We start from the raw sequence: 17,751 nt of genomic DNA, 5'->3' as shown, positions 1-17,751 counted from the left end.
GTGGCTCGAAAGCGTCCGTGAACGATATGAACGCAAGGGTGACGGCCGTCACAGGGAAGTGAATAGTCACCGGGGCCCCCAGGGACGGGGGAGCCGCCGCATACCCGAGGAGACCCCCGTGGCAGAGAAAGCCGCACGACGGGACCGCACGCATTATCTCTATCTGGCCGTGATCGCCGCCGTGGTGCTGGGCATCACGGTGGGCCTCGTGGTTCCGGACTTCGCCGTGGAGCTCAAGCCGATCGGCACGGGCTTCGTCAACCTCATCAAGATGATGATCTCGCCGATCATCTTCTGCACGATCGTGCTGGGGGTCGGCTCCGTACGCAAGGCCGCCAAGGTCGGCGCCGTCGGCGGTCTTGCCCTCGGCTACTTCCTGGTCATGTCGACCGTCGCGCTGGCCATCGGCCTGGTCGTCGGCAACATCCTGGAGCCCGGGTCGACCCTCCACATCACCGAGGCGACGCGCGCCGCGGGTGAGGCACAGGCGGGTGACAGCGAGTCCACCGTGGACTTCCTGCTCGGCATCATCCCCACGACCATCGTGTCGGCCTTCACCGAGGGCGAGGTCCTGCAGACCCTCCTCGTCGCCCTGCTCGCGGGCTTCGCGCTCCAGGCCATGGGCTCGGCCGGCGAACCGGTCCTGCGGGGCATCGGCCACATCCAGCGCCTCGTCTTCCGCATCCTCGCCATGATCATGTGGGCGGCTCCGGTCGGCGCGTTCGGCGCGATGGCGGCGGTGGTCGGCGAGACCGGTGTGGACGCGCTGAAGTCCCTCGCGATCATCATGGTCGGCTTCTACGTCACCTGCGCGCTCTTCGTGTTCGTGGTCCTGGGCGCGATCCTGCGCCTGGTGGCCGGGGTCAACATCTTCTCCCTCCTGAAGTACCTGGGCCGTGAGTTCCTGCTGATCCTCTCCACCTCCTCGTCCGAGTCGGCCCTGCCGCGGCTGATCGCGAAGATGGAGCACATGGGCGTCAGCAAGCCCGTCGTCGGCATCACCGTGCCGACCGGCTACTCCTTCAACCTCGACGGCACCGCGATCTACCTCACGATGGCCTCGCTCTTCATCGCCAACGCCACGGGTGACCCGCTGAGCATCGGGGAGCAGATCTCGCTGCTGGTCTTCATGGTGATCGCCTCGAAGGGCGCGGCGGGCGTCACCGGCGCCGGTCTGGCGACCCTCGCCGGCGGCCTCCAGTCGCACCGCCCCGAACTGGTCGACGGCGTCGGACTGATCGTCGGCATCGACCGCTTCATGAGCGAGGCCCGCGCCCTGACGAACTTCGCCGGCAACGCGGTGGCCACGGTGCTCGTCGGTACCTGGACCAAGGAGATCGACCGGGCCCGGGTGGACGAGGTCCTCTCCGGAGCCCTGCCGTTCGACGAGAAGATGATCGCCGACGAGGGCCCCGCGGAGCCGCATGTCCCCGACGCCAGGGACGGCGACGGGGAGCAGCCCTCGCTGGTGAAGGCGTAAGGAACGGTCTGAGCGGCCGGTACGGGACCCCCGTACCGGCCGCTCACGCATGTCCCGCCCCATCATGTGTGGACAGTGTGATCATCCCGTGCTGGTGCCGTGCGGCGGGGCCGAGCAGTATCGCTCTCCTGACCAGGCGCAAGAGGTGTCCTGACCAGGCACAAGGGGTGGGGACGCTGAAGACCGTACGACACTGGAGAGCGGCAGCCGCGCTGCTGCTGCCGGCCCTCATCGGCGCGGCCGGATGCGGCACCGCGGACCGGCCGGACGCGGGGGAGGCGGTCTACGGACAACCGCTCGCCGAGCAGTTCCAGGCGGCGACGGACGCCACCCGCGAGGCCGGCACCGCGGCCTTCGTATCGACGCTGAGCTACGGGGTGGGGGGCAGCGACGCCGTGCAGCGCGCCCGGGGGAGCCAGGACTACGGCCGGGGGACGTCACGCGCGGACGTCGACCTCAAGGCCCCCCGCACGTTTCCGGAGGGCACGCTGGAGTTGCTCCGGGGATCGGCTCCTGAGGGTGACCAGGTGCTGGCCACCGCGGATGATGACGTCTACGTCCGTAACGCCGGCTCCGCCTGGCTGAAGTACTCCCCTGAGGCCGTCAGCAAGCTGGGCGAGGCCACCGGCGAGGTCGCCGGGCACGCCCCCGGGCGGGCGGCGCCGTACAGCGGGACCCTGGCGGACCTCGTTCCGCGCGCGATCCCCCGCGAGGCCCCTGAGCGGCGCCCGGACGGCAGCCGGGTGTACCGGGTGTCCCTGCTGCCCGAGGTCGCCGCGGAGCTCCTCCCGCCGTACCTGAGGGGCGCCGGTGACGACTGGGGGACGGAGCAGGTCGGGATGACGGTGAAGCTGGATGCCGACGGCAGGCTGGCCTCGGTCACCGCCGACCTCTCGCCCGTGCTCGCCGTGCTTCACGACCGGGGCGGCCTCATCGATGTGAAGCGCCTGCGGGCGGCGTATGAACTCACCGCCTTCGGCGAGCCGGTGAAGGAGCCGTTCGATGACGACGAGCCGGTCGAGGACGCCGCCGAGGTGCTGGCGCCCGTCGCCACGTTGAAGGCCGGCCGGTGCGCGACCACCGGCGACACGGGACTGGGTACCGAGGCGATCGTCCGGCCCGTGGACTGCGCGGACCGGCACGACCTCCGGGTGCTGGGCCAGGTGGAGGTGGACCGGGCCTTCCCCGGCCAGCCGGTCATCGGGAGCACCGACCGTTACGGGGAGGAGGAGTGCGAGCGCGCCGATGCCGCCGCGCCGAAGGGCTGGCGGGGCGGCGGCCGTTACGCCGACGGGTTCAGCGTGCAGGGGGAAGCCGGCGTGAGTGTGTCGGTCACCATGGACGGGAAGCCCGCCGGGGGGACGAAGACGACGGTGGCCGGCTCCTACACCTGCTACCTCACGACGTCCTGACGCGGACGCCTGCCGTACGGCCCCCGGCCTGACTGCCCGCCTGCCTCCCTGGCCTTGCCTCGCCTCGCCTTACCTCGCCTTGCCTTGCCTTGCCTTGCCTTGACGCCGACGTAAAGGATTACGGTCGCGGTATGCGAATCGGGGAGCTGGCCGAACGCGCCGGAACGACGACACGGACGCTGCGGTACTACGAGTCGCGTGGCCTGCTGCACGCACGCCGCGCGGAGAACGGCTACCGCACGTACGACGACAGCGACCTGCGGCTCATCCAGCAGATCCGGACCCTTCAGGACTTCGGGTTCGACCTGGAGGAGACCCGCCCGTTCGTCGAGTGCCTGCGCGCCGGCCACCCGGCGGGCGACGCCTGCCCGGCCTCGCTGGCCGTCTACCGGCGCAAGCTCGGCGAGCTGGACGCGCTCATCGGCCAGCTGCAGTCGGTCCGTACGGAGGTGGGCGCCCAGCTGGCCCGCGCCGAACTCGAGGCCTCCGCCGAGCTGCCGGGCGGTCCCGAACCACGATGCGAACTGAACTGGGAGGACGACAGATGATCCATGCAGAGGGTGTCGCCGAGGTCACCGACACGACGTTCGACGCGGAGGTCCTGGGGGAGGGCCTGCCGGTCCTGGTCGAATTCACCGCCGACTGGTGCGGCCCCTGCCGCCAGCTCGCTCCGGTGCTCAGTGCGATCGCCAGGGAGGAATCCGGCCGCGTCAAGGTCGTCCAGATCGACGTGGACCGCAACCCGGGCATCACGAGCCGCTATGCGGTGCTGTCGATGCCGACCCTGATGGTCTTCCAGGACGGCGAACCGGTGAAGTCGATGGTCGGCGCCCGCCCCAAGCGCCGCCTCCTCCAGGAACTGGAGGAGGTAACCCCGATCAGGGTGCCGATGGGAGGTTGAGGACACCCTGAGGGGCGATATGTTCTGGTTTGACCGTCCGTAACTTCCCAGCTGCGGCAGCTGAGTCCACTGATCCTCCAAGGGTCCGCACGGTTGTGCGGGCCCTTGTCCTGTTTCGTTCCGGCGGCGCCTCGACCGGTGGCCGGCCCTAGAGGGTTTCGGTGTAGCCTAGGGGTCCTAGGATCGCTGGAGGGTTCATGGCGCGGGCCGGGCTGACGGCGGAGCGGGTGACGATCGCGGGCGCCGAACTGGCGGACGAGGTGGGGCTCGAGCAGGTGACCATGTCGCAGGTCGCTCGGCGGCTCGGCGTGAAGGACGCGAGCCTCTACACGCACGTCCGCGGTCTGGAGGACCTGCGAGGACGGATCGCGCTGCTGGCGGCGGACGAGAAGACCATCGGAATCGCGGAGGCGACAGCCGGGCGGGCGGGCCGGGACGCGCTGATCGCTTTCGCCGGTGCCTGGCGTCAGTACGCCCACACGCATCCCGGCCGCTACACGGCAACGCAGACCCCGATCCGGATCGACCCCGAACTGGCCGCGGAAGCGCCCGGACCGCGGCGCGCGGTCCAGCTGACCTACGGCATGCTGCGCGGCTACGGCCTCGCCGAGCCCGACCTGACCGACGCCGTCCGGCTGCTGCGCAGCACGTTTCACGGGTTCGTCGCCCTGGAGGCCGCGGGCGGATTCACCCACGGTCGCTCGCCGCAGCGCTCCTGGGACCGTTCCCTCGACGCCCTGCACACCCTCCTGGAGCACTGGCCCCCGTCCCGGGAACCCACGTCCCGAGAAGGAGACTCCTGATGGCTGTCCCGGTCACCGGCAGCATGCGCGTCGACGGCGCGAGCCTGCACTACGAAGTGCGCGGCCAGGGACCTCTCCTGCTGCTCATCCCCGGGGGCACGGGGGGTGCGGCCGCCTTCGACGACGTAGCCGACTCCCTGGCCGCCGAGTACACGGTCGCGACCTACGATCCGCGCGGCATGTCCCGAAGCACGCTGGACGACCCCGAGGCCGAGCAGCGGGTGGCCGAGCACGCCGACGACGCGTTCCGGATGGTGGAGCGGCTGTCACCCGGTGAGCCCGCCCGGGTGTTCGGCTCCAGTTCCGGCGCGATCACCGCCCTGCACCTGCTCACCGCTCGTCCCCGAAGCGTCCGGTGCGTCGTGGCGCACGAGCCGCCGGTGGTGGAGGTCCTGCCGGACGCCTCCGAACACCGCGTGCTCGTCGCACGCGTGCAGGCGACGTTCCGCACACAGGGGCTGATGCCGGCGATGGCCGTGTTCGCGGCGGGGCTGAAGAAGGACGGCGACACCGCGGAGCCGAAGGCCAGGACCGGGCTTCCGCCGCGAGCAGCGGCGCGGGCCGAGCAGACGATGGCCGACCTGCCGTATTTCGTCGGGCGCATCGTGCCCGCCTTCATGTCCTACTACCCGGACATGAACCGGCTGGAGGCGCTGTCGGACCGGCTCGTGCTCGCCGGCGGCGAGGACTCCCGCGGTGAGCTGGCCTACCGTACGGCCGCTTTCCTGGCGGGGCGTCTCGGCACGGAACTCCTGCACTTCCCCGGCGGCCACACCGGTCTGACCACCCATCCCGCGGAGTTCGGGGAGCTCCTCGGGAAGTCCCTCCGGGGCTGAGCCGGAGGGGAGAGGGTCGCACCCTTCGGTTCAGCCGGCCGTCCACCCGCCGTCCACGGCCAGTGCCGACCCCGTGGAGAAGGAAGCGCGGTCGCTGCACAGCCACAGGGCCGCCTGGGCGATCTCGACGGGCTCCGCCATGCGCTTCTGCATGTGGTGGGCGACGAAGGCGTCACCCAACTCCGGGTAGGCCTCCACCGCCTGCTCGATCATGTCCGTTCGGGTGGTACCGACGACGAGCGTGTTGATGCGGATGTTGTACGGCGCGTACTCGGCCGCCGCCGCCCTGGTCATGCCGAGTACCGCGTGCTTCGCGGCGACGTAGGGGACGGGGGCCCCGGTGGCCCGCATGGCCGCGGCGCTGGACGTGTTGACGATCGCGCCCTTGCCCGCTTCGAGCATCACGGGGATCTGGTAGCGCAGACAGTTCCAGGTGCCGTTGACGTTGACGGCCATCGTGCGGTCGAAGATCTCCTGGTCGAGCTCGTGCAGCGGGGACAGGTCGGCGCCGGAGAAGCCCGCGTTGTTGAAGGCGGCGTCCAGGCCGCCGAAGTGCTCCTGGGCCGCCTCCACGGCGCGCTGTACGTCCTCGGCGACCGAGACGTCGCCCGTGCTGAACGCCGCACGGCCGCCCGAGTCCGTTATGTCCTGGGCAAGTTGCTTCAGTACGTCCTCCCGGCGGGCCATCAGCAGGACCGCCGCTCCCTCGGCGGCGAACAGGCGGGCGGCCGCTTCCCCGATACCGCTCGACGCACCCGTGATCATGACGGTCCTGCCGGCCAGCATTCCATTCGTGTCAGTCATGGGGCGAGTAAACGCCCTTGAGGCTCCTGGGGAACACTCCTAAGTTGTCCGGTCACAACTCCGCACGAGAGACGCCAGCGTATGAACACGCCACCATCACCACCTGCGACGAAACGAGCTGACGGGCCGTCCGTCCGGATCGGCGCGCTCGTCCCGCTCACGCGGCCCGGCTGGGCCGAGGCGGGCCGGCACCTGCTCGCCGGAATGGAGCTGGGCGTTCGCGAGGTCAATGACGTCGGAGGGATCGCCGGAAGACCACTGGAGCTGGTGGTCCGGGACACCGCGGCTGATCCGCGCAGGGCCGCGGCGGCCGTGGACGAACTGGCCAGTCTGGGGGTGGCAGCCCTGGCGGGGGAGTATCACAGCGTCGTCGCCCGCGCCGCCGCCACCAGAGCCGACGCTCTCGGCCTGCCGTACCTCTGCTCGTCGGCGGTTCTCGACGCGCTCACCGAACATCCGACGCGATGGGTCGCCCGCCTCGCCCCTGCGCAGTCCCACGGCTGGCGGATCTACGCGGACTTCCTCCTCAGCGCGGGCCACAGCCGAATCGCCGTAGCGGCCGAGCCGAGCGTCTACTGGGCGTCCGGGGCCCGCATCCTGCGGGACCATATCGCTCCACGCGGTGGCACCGTCGTCGAACTCGACATGCGCGAGCTCAGCTCCACCGATGTCTGCGACGAACTTGTCGGCACCCGTGCGACGGCGCTCCTTCTACTGGTCGGCCACCCGGATCCGGCGGTGCCGGTCGTCAGGGCCGTACGCCGAGACCAGCGCCTCACCGAGATGATGATCGGTGCTCCGGCCGGGCAGCCGGAGTTCGCCGAATGGGCGGAACTGCTGGGCGGCGACGGTGCTGCGGTCCCGTTCCTTCGCTACCTGCCCGAGCGCCTCGGCCCGCTCGGCACCCGCATCAGGACGGCCCTGGTCGAGCGGCTGGCCGAAGCGCCCTCCTTCGTGGCCTTCGAGGGCTATGACACGGTCGCCGTCCTCGCCGATGTGCTGCGTTCTCGCGGCGCGGACCGGGCACGCACTGCCGACTCCTGGTCGCATGTCGCGGTCGAAGGCACCCGAGGGAGGATCCAGTTCTCCCGCACACCAGGCATCAGCGTCCGGCAGTGGCTCCGGGCGCCGGTCCAGGTCGTCGACCGGGATCCGGCGGAACCCGGTCGCTTCCGGATCCTTCACACCGGCTGAGGGCGCGGAGGCCCCGGCGGCCGACCGGCCCGCGACGAAGACCTCCACCGGCTTGCGGGGCCCGTCCCAGGCGAGCTGTCCGGCTTCCTTGGCCAGCCGTCGGGGACGGAGAAGACCGCCTTGAGGGCCGGGGCGCCGGCGAGGTGCCGGCCAGCCCCTGGCCCGTCGGACGTGTTCAACCGGAGCGGAGGGGCGGCCATAAGAGGCGTTCAGGCACAGGTGGCGCCGTCGGAGCCGAGGCCGTGAGAGATGAACGCGAGCGCGATGCCCTCCTCGCGCCGTTCCGCACACCTCTTGACCGTGCCCGGAGCGGGTGGCAATAATCCGAGCACGTAGTCACACAATGCAGGATGGTGTCACAGAATATATGACAGACAAGGCGACGCGGCCGATGAGTTCGGCGCTGAAACTCCTCCGGCTCCTGGACGAGGTCGGGGAGTCCTCCGAGCCCGTACGCGTCGCCCTGCTGGCCGCGGAACTGGGCGCCACCCGCTCCGAAGTGCACCGCCATCTGGTCACGTTGGTGGCGGCGGGCTGGATGGAGAAGCTGCCGGACGGGGCCTATCAGCTCACGGTGAAGGCGGCCCATCTCGGTCACGCCGCACTCCAGCACGCCGGATTCGGCGAGCGGGTCTCGGGTCTCCTGGTTGAACTGGCCGCGGACATCGGCCACTCGGTCTGCCTGGCCGTGCTCGACGACGACGCCGCCCGGGTGGTCAAGCGGGCCGACCCCGGGACGACGGCGCATGTCACGCTCGCCCTCGGTCGCCGGATGTCCCTGCTCACGGGCGCCACCGGCCGGGTCCTCATCGCGTACGCGGACCCGGAGGACGTCGACGCCCTGCGTGGGCGCGGCGTGCCCGTGCCCACGGAGGGGGAGTGCGCCGAGATTCGCGCTGCGGGGTACGCGCTCATCCCGCCGGGCTCCAGCGACGGACTCGCCGGGATCGCCTTCCCCCTCCGGGGCCGCACGGGCCGGCCGGCCGTCGCGCTGTGCGCCATCGGCCCCGAGACCCGCTTCGACCCGATGGACGTACGGGACGCACTCGCCGCCGCCGCGGCCGACCTCGGGCGGCTGACGGTCAGCACCGGTGGGCCGCCGGACGCCTGGGGCGGCTGACGCCGCTCGCACCGCCCCTCACCGGGGCGCGGTCATGTCCCTCCCCCGTGGGCGCCTTCAACGGCCCACCCGAAGAAAGGAATGACATGCTCACGCTAAGTGAGTCGAACCTGGGGTCCGCCCCGCTGCCCGATCCGGACGACCTCATGCAGCCCGAACGGCTGGCGACCCTGCCCCCGACCCGCCTCAGCGCCAGCCGCTCCCTCCTCCACCGGATGAGCCGCGAACGCTGGTCCGTCGAGATCGTCCGCTTCGACATCGACGAACGCGCCCGGGGCCAGGCGGTGTACCGCGTACGCACCCCCGGGCACGTCATCGACTTCCTCGTCTACTCCTTCGAGCCCAAGCTCGAAGGGCGCACCGGCCGCATCATCGGCACCGACTGGGACATGATGGGCGCCCTCGTCGAGGGCGAGACCGGCGAGGAGGAACTGCGCCGCACCCGCGAGGAGATGCCCAAGCTGTACGCGGGCCGCGCCACCCCCGGCACCCTCGTGTGGTGCCGCTCGAACCGCAGCCTGCGCCTCTTCGAGCACGTCGTCGCACGCCTCGCGGAGGGCCGGCAGCCCGATGCCGACGAGCTGTGGCGCGTCGGATACCTCATGCGCAACACCGGCCTCGACGGCAACGGCACCTTCGGCACCCGCTCCTACCTGGCCCTCGAGGACGACCACCCGCTGCGCCTCCCCTACCAGGCGCAGATGCTGTCCGCCTATCTGATGCGCGAGTTCTCCGTCGACCTCGCCGAGCACCTGGCCCGCCGCGCGGGCGGCAGCACGTCGGTGCGGCTCGATCCCGCGCTGCGACGCAGCCTCGGCCTCGGCAACGGTTCCGCACTCGGCCTCGTCTTCTTCGCCAACACCCACCCCGCGCTCCTCGACCGCTGGCTCACCCTCCGCTCCCTCGCCGTCCAGCGCGCCCGCGCCCTCCCGCTCGCACCCGGCACCCCCGAAGCCGGCCGCGCCACCGAACTCCTCGCCCGCGCCGCCCGCTTCTACGAGGACGACCCCTCCCCCTACCAGGATTTCACCCCCGCCTCCGACATCGCCAAGGGCCTGCACGTCCTGGAGACACAGCTGGACGCGGCACTGTGCAGCCCGGTGCCCGGCTCCGTCTACGGCGACCTGCTGCGCGCACTGCCACCGCGGGTCTGCACCGAGGCCCGCGAGGTCTATGACGCCGTCCTCCTGGAACTGCGCCCCGAGGAGACGGACGCGTTCCTGCAGCACCAGCCCGTCGACGAGGAGCTACGGCGCGATCCGGCCCAACCCGTCGGCGAGCTCCTGAGCCGGCTGCGCAGCGAGTACGCCTGGGCGTTCGCGTACGACATGAACGATCCCGCAGAACGCCACTATCGCTGGTACAAGTCCCGTGACGCCGAGGAGCCGCGCCGCGGACCCGCCGAGGAGGTCCCCGAAGGGCTGGAGTGGGCACTGGACCTGCCCGGCGACATCCAGCGACTGGCCGGCGCGCTCGAGAGCGTGCCCGCCGACACCCTGGTGGGCGAGTTCCTGGCGGACCGTCCGGGCGAGCGGGACACCGTCCAACGCGTACAGGGCCTGGCCGGGCGCCGCTACCACTCCCCGCACATGAACATGCTCGGCGAGGAGTTCGTGCCGGTGCACGTCATCCGGCTCATGAACGCCGCCTTCCACGGACTCGACAAGACGGCCGACGCACTCGGCCGCAGCGTCCTCGGACTGCTCTTCCACGGCGCCCCGACCCGCACCGACCTGGCCGCGGACCGCGCGTCCGACTGGATCTACCCGCAGCGCCCCACGAACGCCCCGCGCACCGCCGCCCGCGACAAGGAGAGTGAGCAGGCATGAGCGAAACCCTGAACGTGTCCCTGCGCGAGTGCCGGCTCGTCGCCGGAAGGCTGCTGCGGGCCCTGGGCGTGCCGCGCGGCGCCGTGCCCGCGGCGCGTGACGCCTTCGTCACGGCGCAGGCCCTCGGTCTGGACGGACTGCGGGTGCTGCGCGACGACGCCGAAGTCGTCCGCGCCACCGCCACCGCCGTCTGCCGGCGCACCGTCGAGGACGGACGCGCCGAGGTGGACGGGCGTGGCCGGCACGCACTGGTGGCGGCACCGGACCTGCTCGACCTGGCCGTCGCCCTCACCCGTCGGCACGGAGCGGCACGGCTGCACATCCGGAACATCCACCGCCCGCGGCTCCTGAGCGTTCTCGTCGCCGAAGGAGCGGCGTACGGAGTGGAACTCGCGGTGGACCCGGAGACCGCCACGGTTACCTGCCGCCCCGCCGGGCCGTGCACCGGCGAGAAGCCCGGTCCCGTCGCACGCGTCCTCCACGAGGGTGCGGACATCGACCCCGAGGTGTGGTGGGAGCTCTACCACCGCTCCCAGGACGCCCTGACCCCCGACTCGGCGTTCTCCCGGCACCACACCGGCCGCTCGGTCCTCACCGACGACGGACGCATCGTCGGCGAGATCGGCGAGGACTTCGAGCCGCAGCCCGCCACTTCCGCCCCCGGCACCATCGAAGGGAACTGACGCATGTACATCGACGGACTCGAATGCAGCAACTACGACCGTGTCGTGCTGCTGGAGCTGCGCGCCGGTGGCCTGTCCTGCATCACTCCCACCCTGGCGTTCTGGGAGAACGCCACCGAGACCATGGACGCGCTCGGCAGGTGGCTCGACCTCGAGCGCGAGAACCCCGACCTGATACGCATCGCCCGCACGGCCGCCGACATCGAGGTGGCCCACCGCGACGGGGTGACGGCCGTCCTGCTCGGCACCCAGAACTCCTCCCCGCTGGAGGACCGCATCCGCTTCGTCGAGCTGTTCCACGCCATGGGCCTGCGCGTCATGCAGCTCACGTACAACAACCAGAACGCCATCGGCGGCTCGTGTTACGACCCTTCCGACTCCGGGCTGACCCGCTTCGGCCGCGAGGTGGTCCAGGAGATGAACCGGGTGGGCATGGTCATCGACCTGTCCCACGTGGGGGAGCGGACCGGGCTGGACGCGATCGACGCCTCCGACAGGCCCGTCGCCGTCACCCACGCCAACGCCCGCTCCCTGCAGGACCACCCGCGCAACAAGGGCGACGAGCTGCTGAAGGCGCTGGCCGGCAACGGAGGCGTCATCGGGCTCGCCACGTACCGCAACATCAGCGGCGAGTGGGCCGAATCGCGCGAGCGCTGGTGCGACATGGTGCGCGCCACCGTCGACCTGGTCGGCCTCGACCATGTGGGCATCGGCACCGACCTCAGCCGGAGGAGCGGCGAGGCGGACCTGGAGTGGATGCGCAAGGGCCGCTGGACCCGCACCGTCCAGTACGGCGCGGCGTCCCCGAAGCGCCCGGGCAAGGCCGCCCCCGTCACCTGGATGAACTCAACCGCCGACTTCCCCGCCCTCGCCGACTGCCTGCGCACCCACGCCGGCTTCGACGAGCACGAGACCGCCCAGCTGATGGGCGGCAACTGGCTGCGCTTCTACCACCAGGTGCTGAGCCACGCCTGACCGGACCAGACAGGCCCGCCCCGTGCGGCGGGCCCACCCGAAAGGCGCTCCACATGACTCCGCGAACCATCGGTACGGCCGGACGCACCCCGGCTCCGGCATCTCCCGAGCACGCCGCCGCTCTCGTCGCGGCCCGCCTCGACCGTCTCCCCTCCACGCGGGTGCAGCGCGGCATCCTGGCGAAGGGCGGCCTCAGCACCACCTTCGACGGGCTGGACAACGGGATCGTCTCCTTCCTGCTCCCGGTCGTCACCGGGCTGTTCGCACTGAGCGGCCTCGAACAGGGGCTGCTGGGCAGTTCCGCCCTCATCGGCGCCTTCGCCGGAGCGATCGCCGTCAGCCTCTGGGGCGACCGGGTGGGACGGCGTAACCTCCTCGTCTGGTCCATGACCGTCTACAGCGCCGCCATGATCGTCGGCGCGGTCTCGCCCGACGCGGTCTTCCTGCTGGTCACCCGGCTGGTGGGCGGCGTGGCCATCGGCATCAACGCCAATATCGTGATGCCCTACCTCGCCGAGTTCGCCCCCGTGAAGGGCCGCGGCCGCTTCGTCGGCTCCCTCGCCGCGTTCTTCGCCGGCGGGTACGTGGTGGCCGCGCTCATCGGATTCTTCGTCATCCAGGCCTTCGACGACGGCTGGCGTATCGCCCAGCTGATCGTCGGACTGCCCATCGTGCTCGCAGTGTTCTGGCGGCGCTCACTGCCGGAATCCCCCCGCTATCTGGCCACCCGGGGGCGTATCGAGGAGGCCTTCGCCGAGACCGAGCGGCTCGAGGCGCGCGTCGTGAAGGCCACGGGCCGGCCGCTGCCCGAAGTGCCGGAGGTGTCCGTCCCGCAACAGACCACCGGCGCGCGGCAGCTCGGCTACGCCCAGCAGTTCGCCGCGCTGTGGCAGGCCCCGTACGCACGTCAGACCACGCTGCTCTGGATCCTGTGGTTCTGCTTCAGCTTCGTCTACTACGGCTTCCTGGTGTTCCTGCCGACACTGCTCGTGGAGCGCGGCTTCTCGCTCTCGGAGAGCTTCGGATACACGATCCTCGTCGAAGTGGCCCAGGTGGCGGGCTACTTCCCGGCAGCGGCACTCTCGGAGCGGTGGGACCGCAAATGGAGCATCGTCACCTTCCTGCTCGTCGGCGGGCTCTCCTCGCTGGGCCTGGCCTTCGCCGTGAACGACGCGATGGTCGTGTGCTGCAGCATCGCCCTGGCCTTCTTCCTCAACGGCGCGTACGCCCCCCTGTACACGTACACGCCCGAGGTCTACCCGACGCGGCTGCGCGGCACGGGCGTAGGGGCGAGTGCCATCCTCAGCCGCGTCGGCGCCGCCCTCGCGCCCATCATCCTCGGCGCCGCTTCGGCGAGTCTGAGCTTCGGCGGGGTGTTCCTGCTCCTGTTCGCCGTGATCGTCGTGGCCGTGGCGGTCGTCGCCACGATGGGCATCACGACGCGCAGCCGCAGCCTCGAGGACATCGGCGGCTGACGATGGCGGAGCCTCCGGTGACAGCCGGCGGTCCGCCGCGTGAGTCAGAGCACGGCCGGTTCCCGCGCCTGTGCGACCCAGCAGGCCACCTCGGATTCCTCCTCCGCCCCCGGCGCCCGCAGCAGAACCGGCTCGTCGGTCCGGCAGCGGTCGACGGCGAGCGGGCAGCGTGGGTGGAAGCGGCAGCCGGGCGGGGGGCTGCCCGGGTCGGGGACCTCGCCTGTCAGCGCCTGGGGGCGGGAGCCGGTGCCGTCCGGTACGGGTACGGCGGCCAGCAGGGCCTGTGTGTACGGGTGGCGGGGCGAGTTGAAGATCTGCTCCACTGTGCCCGTCTCGGCGATGCGGCCCAGATACATGACGACCACCCGGTCGGCGAGCGCGCCGACCACCGCCAGGTCGTGCGAGATGAACGCGAGCGCGATGCCCTCCTCGCGTGACAGGTCCCGCAGCAGATTCGCCACGGCGGCCTGCGCGGAGGCGTCGAGGGCCGACACCGGCTCGTCCGCGACGATCATCTTCGGGCGGGACGCGAGTGCCCGGGCGATCGCCGCCCGCTGCCGCTGCCCGCCGGAGAACTCATGCGGGTACTTCTCCGCGGCTCCGTCCGGAAGGCCGACCCGGCGCAGCGTCTCGACCGTCTCGCGTGCGGTCTCAGGGTCGCGGCGGCCGCGCTTGGCGCCCCGCGCGCGCTCGCGGGCGACCACGACCTCCTGGATCTGCGCGCCGATGGTGCGGCGAGGGTTGAGCGAGGCGTTCGGGTCCTGGAACACCATCTGCAGCGGCAGCAGGCCGGGGGCGCGCCGACGCCGCCCCACGGCACCGACCGGAGTGCCGTCGAAGGTGACCGAGCCCGCGTGCGCCGGGGCGAGTCCGGTGACGGCACGGGCGAGCGTGGACTTGCCGCAGCCGGACTCGCCGACGATGCCGACGATTTCACCGGGGGCGACCTCCAGGCCGACCCCGGCCAGGGCGCGCATCGGGGGCAGCCCCTTGCGCGGATACTCGACGACCACGTCCTCGACGCGGAGCAGTGGTGCGGCCGGGTGGCCGGCGTTCACGGTCATGCCTTCCTCCTGGCGGGGGCATCGGCCGCGAGGACGGGGCCGGGAATCGATGGGTCGTCGGCCGGCCGGACGGCGCCGGGCTCGGCCAGCACGCAGGCGACCGTACGGGCAGGGCCGATACGGACCGGGACCGGGCGGTCCCGGTCGCAGCCCTCGACGGCCGACGAGCAGCGCGGGTGGAACGGGCAGCCGGGTACCGGTGCGTCGGCGGCGGGGGCCGACCCGGGGATGGGGCGCAGTGGCACGGCATGCCCGACGGCCGAACGCTCTCCGAGCGAGGCATGCGGCAGGGCCTGCAACAGGCCTCGGGTATAGGGGTGCTGGGGGGCGCCGATGACCTCGCCGACGGTGCCGGTCTCGATGACGCGGCCGGAGTAGAAGACGGAGATCCGGTCGGCGATGGAGGACAGGACGCCGAGATCGTGGGTGACCATGACGACGGCCATGCCCGTCTCGCGCCGCAGCTCGTCGAGGAGTTCGACGATGCCGGCCTGGACGGTCACGTCGAGGGCCGTGGTCGGCTCGTCGGCGATGAGCAGGCGCGGGCCGCAGGCCAGGGCGGAGGCGATGGCAATGCGCTGACGCATGCCGCCGGAGAACTGGTGCGGGTAGCGGGCGGCGGCCGAGGCGCCGCCGGGGATGCGCACCAGGTCGAGCAGTTCGGCCGCGCGGGCCGCCGCCTCCTTGCGGCTGATGCCCTGGTGGCGGCGGACATGGTCGGTGATCTGCCGGCCCACGGTGAGCATCGGGTGCAGGGCGGAGGACGGGTCCTGGAAGACGACCGCGATGTCCCGGCCGCGTATCTGCCCCCACTCCGTGTCGGGGAGCCCGACCAGTTCCCGGCCGTCGAAGCGGACCGAGCCGGTGACGGAGGCCCGGTCGGGTCCGAGGCCGACCAGGGTCATGCCGGTCACGGTCTTGCCGCTGCCGGACTCCCCGGCGATACCGAGCACCTCGCCGGGACGGACGTCGAGGTCGACGCCGTCGACGAGCCGGACATCTCTTCCGGCCCGGGGCAGGGCGACCGTCAGGCCCCGTACGTGCAGCAGAGGCTCGACGGCCGTACCGGAACCAGTCGTACCGGAACCAGTCGTACCAGTACGTGCCGTGCCCGTACCCGCGCGGGAGTCCAGCGGGGTGCGCGCGCCGAGGGTGTTGTCCCCACTCATCATCGTTCTCCAGCCGTCGAGAGCTTGGGGTCGAGCCGGTCGCGCAGGGCGTCGCCGAGTACGTTGAAGGCGACCACGACCGTGACGATGGCGAGGCCGGGGACGACCGCGAGCCACCACTGGTTGAAGTACTGCGAGGCCTCGGAGATCATCGATCCCCATTCGGCGGACGGCGGCCTGGCACCGAGCCCGAGGAAGGACAGCCCGGCGAGCAGCAGGATCGCGCCGCCGACGTCCAGCATGGCGAGGACGAGCAGCGAGCCGGCGACGCCGGGCACCAGGTCCACCAGGATCGAGCGGACCGAGCCGACCCCGGCGAGCCGGTTGGCGTGCACGAAGTCCGACTCGCGCAGCGAGAGCACGGTGGAGCGCACGGTGCGCGCGTATCCGGGCCACCAGACGAGGGCGCCCGCGAGGACGGAGTTGGGCAGTGACGGGCCGAGCGAGGCGGCCACGGCCATCGCCAGGATGATGACCGGGAAGGCGAAGACGACGTCGGTGATCCGCATCAGGACCTCGTCGACCCAGCCGCCGAAGAATCCCGCGACCAGACCGACGACCGTGCCGATCACCGCGGTGACCGTGATGAGCAGCAGGCCGACCGGGACGGACAGCCGGGCGCCGTACAGGACGCGGGAGAGCACGTCGCGCCCGGCGGGGTCGGTGCCGAGCCAGTGCGCGGACGACGCGCCTTCGAGGGGCACCGCGCCCTGGTCGAGAGGGTCGTACGGGGCGAGCACGGGGGCGAGGAGGATGACGATCAGCCACAGGAGCAGCACGCCGACGGCGACGCCCTGTGCGGGGTTGCGGCGCGCCCAGCGCCAGGCGCCGGCCACCGCTCCCGTACGGCGGCCCGGTGCGGTGACCGGGGTGAGGGTGGCGGTCATGAGAGGCGGATCCTCGGGTCGAAGGCGGCGTACAGCAGGTCGGCGACCAGGTTGACCACGACGAAGACCAGGGCGATGAGGATGGACACGCCCATCACGGCGGGCAGGTCGAGGTTGGTCGAGCTGCGGAAGGCGTACTGGCCGATGCCGTTCCAGGAGAACTGCTGCTCGATGTAGACGGTCGCGGCGAGCAGCAGGCTGAAGGAGAGGGTGGTGGCGGTGATCAGCTGGCCGGACGCCGAGCGCACCGCGTAGCCCCACAGGACACCGCGTCCGCGAAGTCCCTTGGCGCGCCCGGCCTTGACGAAGTCGGACGACAGCGACTCCAGCACGGCGCTGCGGGTGAAGCGCAGCACCATGCCGATGACGGACAGGGCGAGGACCGAGGCGGGCAGGACGAGATGGGCGGCGGCCGAGGCGAAGGCGCCCAGGTCGCCGGCCAGGAGCGCGTCGGCCGTGTAGAAGCCGGTGATCTGCTTCGGTGGATCGAGGGCGGGGGCGAGCCGCCCGGAGCCGGGCAGGATGCCGAGGTTCTTGACGAACAGCACGGCGGCGACCATCCCGATCCAGAAGGTCGGCAGGGAGACCCCGGTGAGCGACAGGGTGCGGGAGATCCGGTCGAGGCGTCCGCCGCGCCCCTTCGCGGCGAGTACGCCGAAGAGCACACCGATGACGATGGCCATCACGGTGGCGACGACGACCAGTTCAAGAGTGGCGGGCAGCTTCTCGGCGAGGTCGTCGAGGACCGGGCGTTGCGTCTGCTGCGAGGTACCCAGGTCCCCGGTGAGCAGGTTGCCGAGGTAGGAGGCGTACTGCACGGGCAGTGACCGGTCGAGGCCCTGGTCGGCGCGGTAGCGGGCGACGATCCCGGGATCGTCGAGGGCGCGCTGGCCGAGGTTGGCGGTGGCCGGGTCCGCCGGGACGACGGAGCTGAGCAGGAACGTCACCAGGGTGACGCCGAAGACGATCAGCACCGAGGACGCGACGCGGCGCAGGGCGTACGCCGCCAGGGGCGGCATCCTGCGGCGGGCGCGGGGCGTGTCCTTCACGGGAGCCGGTGGGCCCGCCGGTGCGGGGGCCGGTCCGGCGAGGGCCGTGCCGGGGGCGGTGTCGGTCATG

17 protein-coding genes are annotated in these 17,751 nt (G+C 71.6%); 12 read left to right on the top strand and 5 right to left on the bottom strand.

Annotation, left to right across the window (positions count from 1 at the left end; all coding sequences use genetic code 11):
• Positions 1–118: 118 nt before the first annotated feature.
• From ACIREO_RS01770 to ACIREO_RS01745, 6 genes are all read left to right on the top strand, one after another.
• The gene (locus ACIREO_RS01770; RefSeq protein WP_404103545.1) at positions 119–1,480 is read left to right on the top strand and encodes a cation:dicarboxylate symporter family transporter; all 1,362 of its coding nucleotides are present in this window, start codon (positions 119–121) and stop codon (positions 1,478–1,480) included.
• Between the two features lie 167 nt (positions 1,481–1,647).
• The gene (locus tag ACIREO_RS01765) at positions 1,648–2,892 is read left to right on the top strand and encodes a hypothetical protein (RefSeq protein WP_404103542.1); all 1,245 of its coding nucleotides are present in this window, start codon (positions 1,648–1,650) and stop codon (positions 2,890–2,892) included.
• A 131-nt stretch (positions 2,893–3,023) separates the two neighbouring features.
• Positions 3,024–3,440, top strand: a complete 417-nt coding sequence (locus ACIREO_RS01760) for a MerR family transcriptional regulator (RefSeq protein ID WP_404103539.1) — start codon at positions 3,024–3,026, stop codon at positions 3,438–3,440.
• Positions 3,437–3,793, top strand: coding sequence for a thioredoxin (gene trxA, locus ACIREO_RS01755; protein ID WP_404103537.1), 357 nt, complete (start codon positions 3,437–3,439; stop codon positions 3,791–3,793). The genes ACIREO_RS01760 and trxA overlap by 4 nt, the downstream gene beginning before the upstream one ends.
• 197 nt (positions 3,794–3,990) lie before the next feature.
• Entirely contained in the window at positions 3,991–4,596 is a 606-nt protein-coding gene (locus ACIREO_RS01750; RefSeq protein WP_404103535.1) for a TetR/AcrR family transcriptional regulator, read from the top strand.
• Positions 4,596–5,432, top strand: a complete 837-nt coding sequence (locus ACIREO_RS01745) for an alpha/beta fold hydrolase (protein WP_404103533.1) — start codon at positions 4,596–4,598, stop codon at positions 5,430–5,432. Before ACIREO_RS01750 ends, ACIREO_RS01745 begins: the two co-directional genes overlap by 1 nt.
• 30 nt (positions 5,433–5,462) lie before the next feature.
• Here ACIREO_RS01745 and ACIREO_RS01740 read toward each other — a convergent pair whose 3' ends face one another.
• Positions 5,463–6,236, bottom strand: a complete 774-nt coding sequence (locus tag ACIREO_RS01740; RefSeq protein ID WP_404103531.1) for an SDR family NAD(P)-dependent oxidoreductase — start codon at positions 6,234–6,236, stop codon at positions 5,463–5,465.
• Between the two features lie 81 nt (positions 6,237–6,317).
• On the opposite strand from ACIREO_RS01740, the gene ACIREO_RS01735 reads away from it, so the two are divergent.
• From ACIREO_RS01735 to ACIREO_RS01710, 6 genes are all read left to right on the top strand, one after another.
• Positions 6,318–7,430, top strand: a complete 1,113-nt coding sequence (locus tag ACIREO_RS01735) for an ABC transporter substrate-binding protein (protein ID WP_404103528.1) — start codon at positions 6,318–6,320, stop codon at positions 7,428–7,430.
• A 391-nt stretch (positions 7,431–7,821) separates the two neighbouring features.
• A complete protein-coding gene (locus ACIREO_RS01730) occupies positions 7,822–8,550 on the top strand; it encodes an IclR family transcriptional regulator (RefSeq protein WP_404103525.1) in 729 nt (242 codons plus the stop codon).
• 86 nt (positions 8,551–8,636) lie between these two features.
• Positions 8,637–10,379, top strand: coding sequence for a hypothetical protein (locus ACIREO_RS01725; protein WP_404103522.1), 1,743 nt, complete (start codon positions 8,637–8,639; stop codon positions 10,377–10,379).
• Entirely contained in the window at positions 10,376–11,062 is a 687-nt protein-coding gene (locus ACIREO_RS01720; protein WP_404103520.1) for a hypothetical protein, read from the top strand. Before ACIREO_RS01725 ends, ACIREO_RS01720 begins: the two co-directional genes overlap by 4 nt.
• Before the next feature lie 3 nt (positions 11,063–11,065).
• Positions 11,066–12,037, top strand: a complete 972-nt coding sequence (locus tag ACIREO_RS01715) for a dipeptidase (RefSeq protein WP_404103517.1) — start codon at positions 11,066–11,068, stop codon at positions 12,035–12,037.
• A 53-nt stretch (positions 12,038–12,090) separates the two neighbouring features.
• Positions 12,091–13,512: an MFS transporter gene (locus ACIREO_RS01710; RefSeq protein WP_404103515.1), complete on the top strand. Its 1,422-nt coding sequence runs from the start codon at positions 12,091–12,093 to the stop codon at positions 13,510–13,512.
• A gap of 44 nt (positions 13,513–13,556) precedes the next feature.
• Here ACIREO_RS01710 and ACIREO_RS01705 read toward each other — a convergent pair whose 3' ends face one another.
• The 4 genes from ACIREO_RS01705 to ACIREO_RS01690 are packed head-to-tail and all read right to left on the bottom strand — an operon-like array spanning position 13,557 to position 17,750.
• Complete coding sequence (locus ACIREO_RS01705; RefSeq protein ID WP_404103512.1) at positions 13,557–14,576, bottom strand: ABC transporter ATP-binding protein; 1,020 nt, start codon at positions 14,574–14,576, stop codon at positions 13,557–13,559.
• A complete protein-coding gene (locus tag ACIREO_RS01700; protein ID WP_404103509.1) occupies positions 14,573–15,745 on the bottom strand; it encodes an ABC transporter ATP-binding protein in 1,173 nt (390 codons plus the stop codon). The genes ACIREO_RS01705 and ACIREO_RS01700 overlap by 4 nt, the downstream gene beginning before the upstream one ends.
• The gene (locus ACIREO_RS01695; RefSeq protein ID WP_404103506.1) at positions 15,745–16,632 is read right to left on the bottom strand and encodes an ABC transporter permease; all 888 of its coding nucleotides are present in this window, start codon (positions 16,630–16,632) and stop codon (positions 15,745–15,747) included. Before ACIREO_RS01695 ends, ACIREO_RS01700 begins: the two co-directional genes overlap by 1 nt.
• A complete protein-coding gene (locus tag ACIREO_RS01690) occupies positions 16,629–17,750 on the bottom strand; it encodes an ABC transporter permease (protein ID WP_404103503.1) in 1,122 nt (373 codons plus the stop codon). The genes ACIREO_RS01695 and ACIREO_RS01690 overlap by 4 nt, the downstream gene beginning before the upstream one ends.
• Position 17,751 lies beyond the last annotated feature (1 nt).

It is taken from the genome of Streptomyces sp. NPDC102441, from assembly GCF_044765585.1.
GTDB lineage: Bacteria > Actinomycetota > Actinomycetes > Streptomycetales > Streptomycetaceae > Streptomyces.
This window is presented reverse-complemented; position numbering and strand designations above follow the sequence as displayed.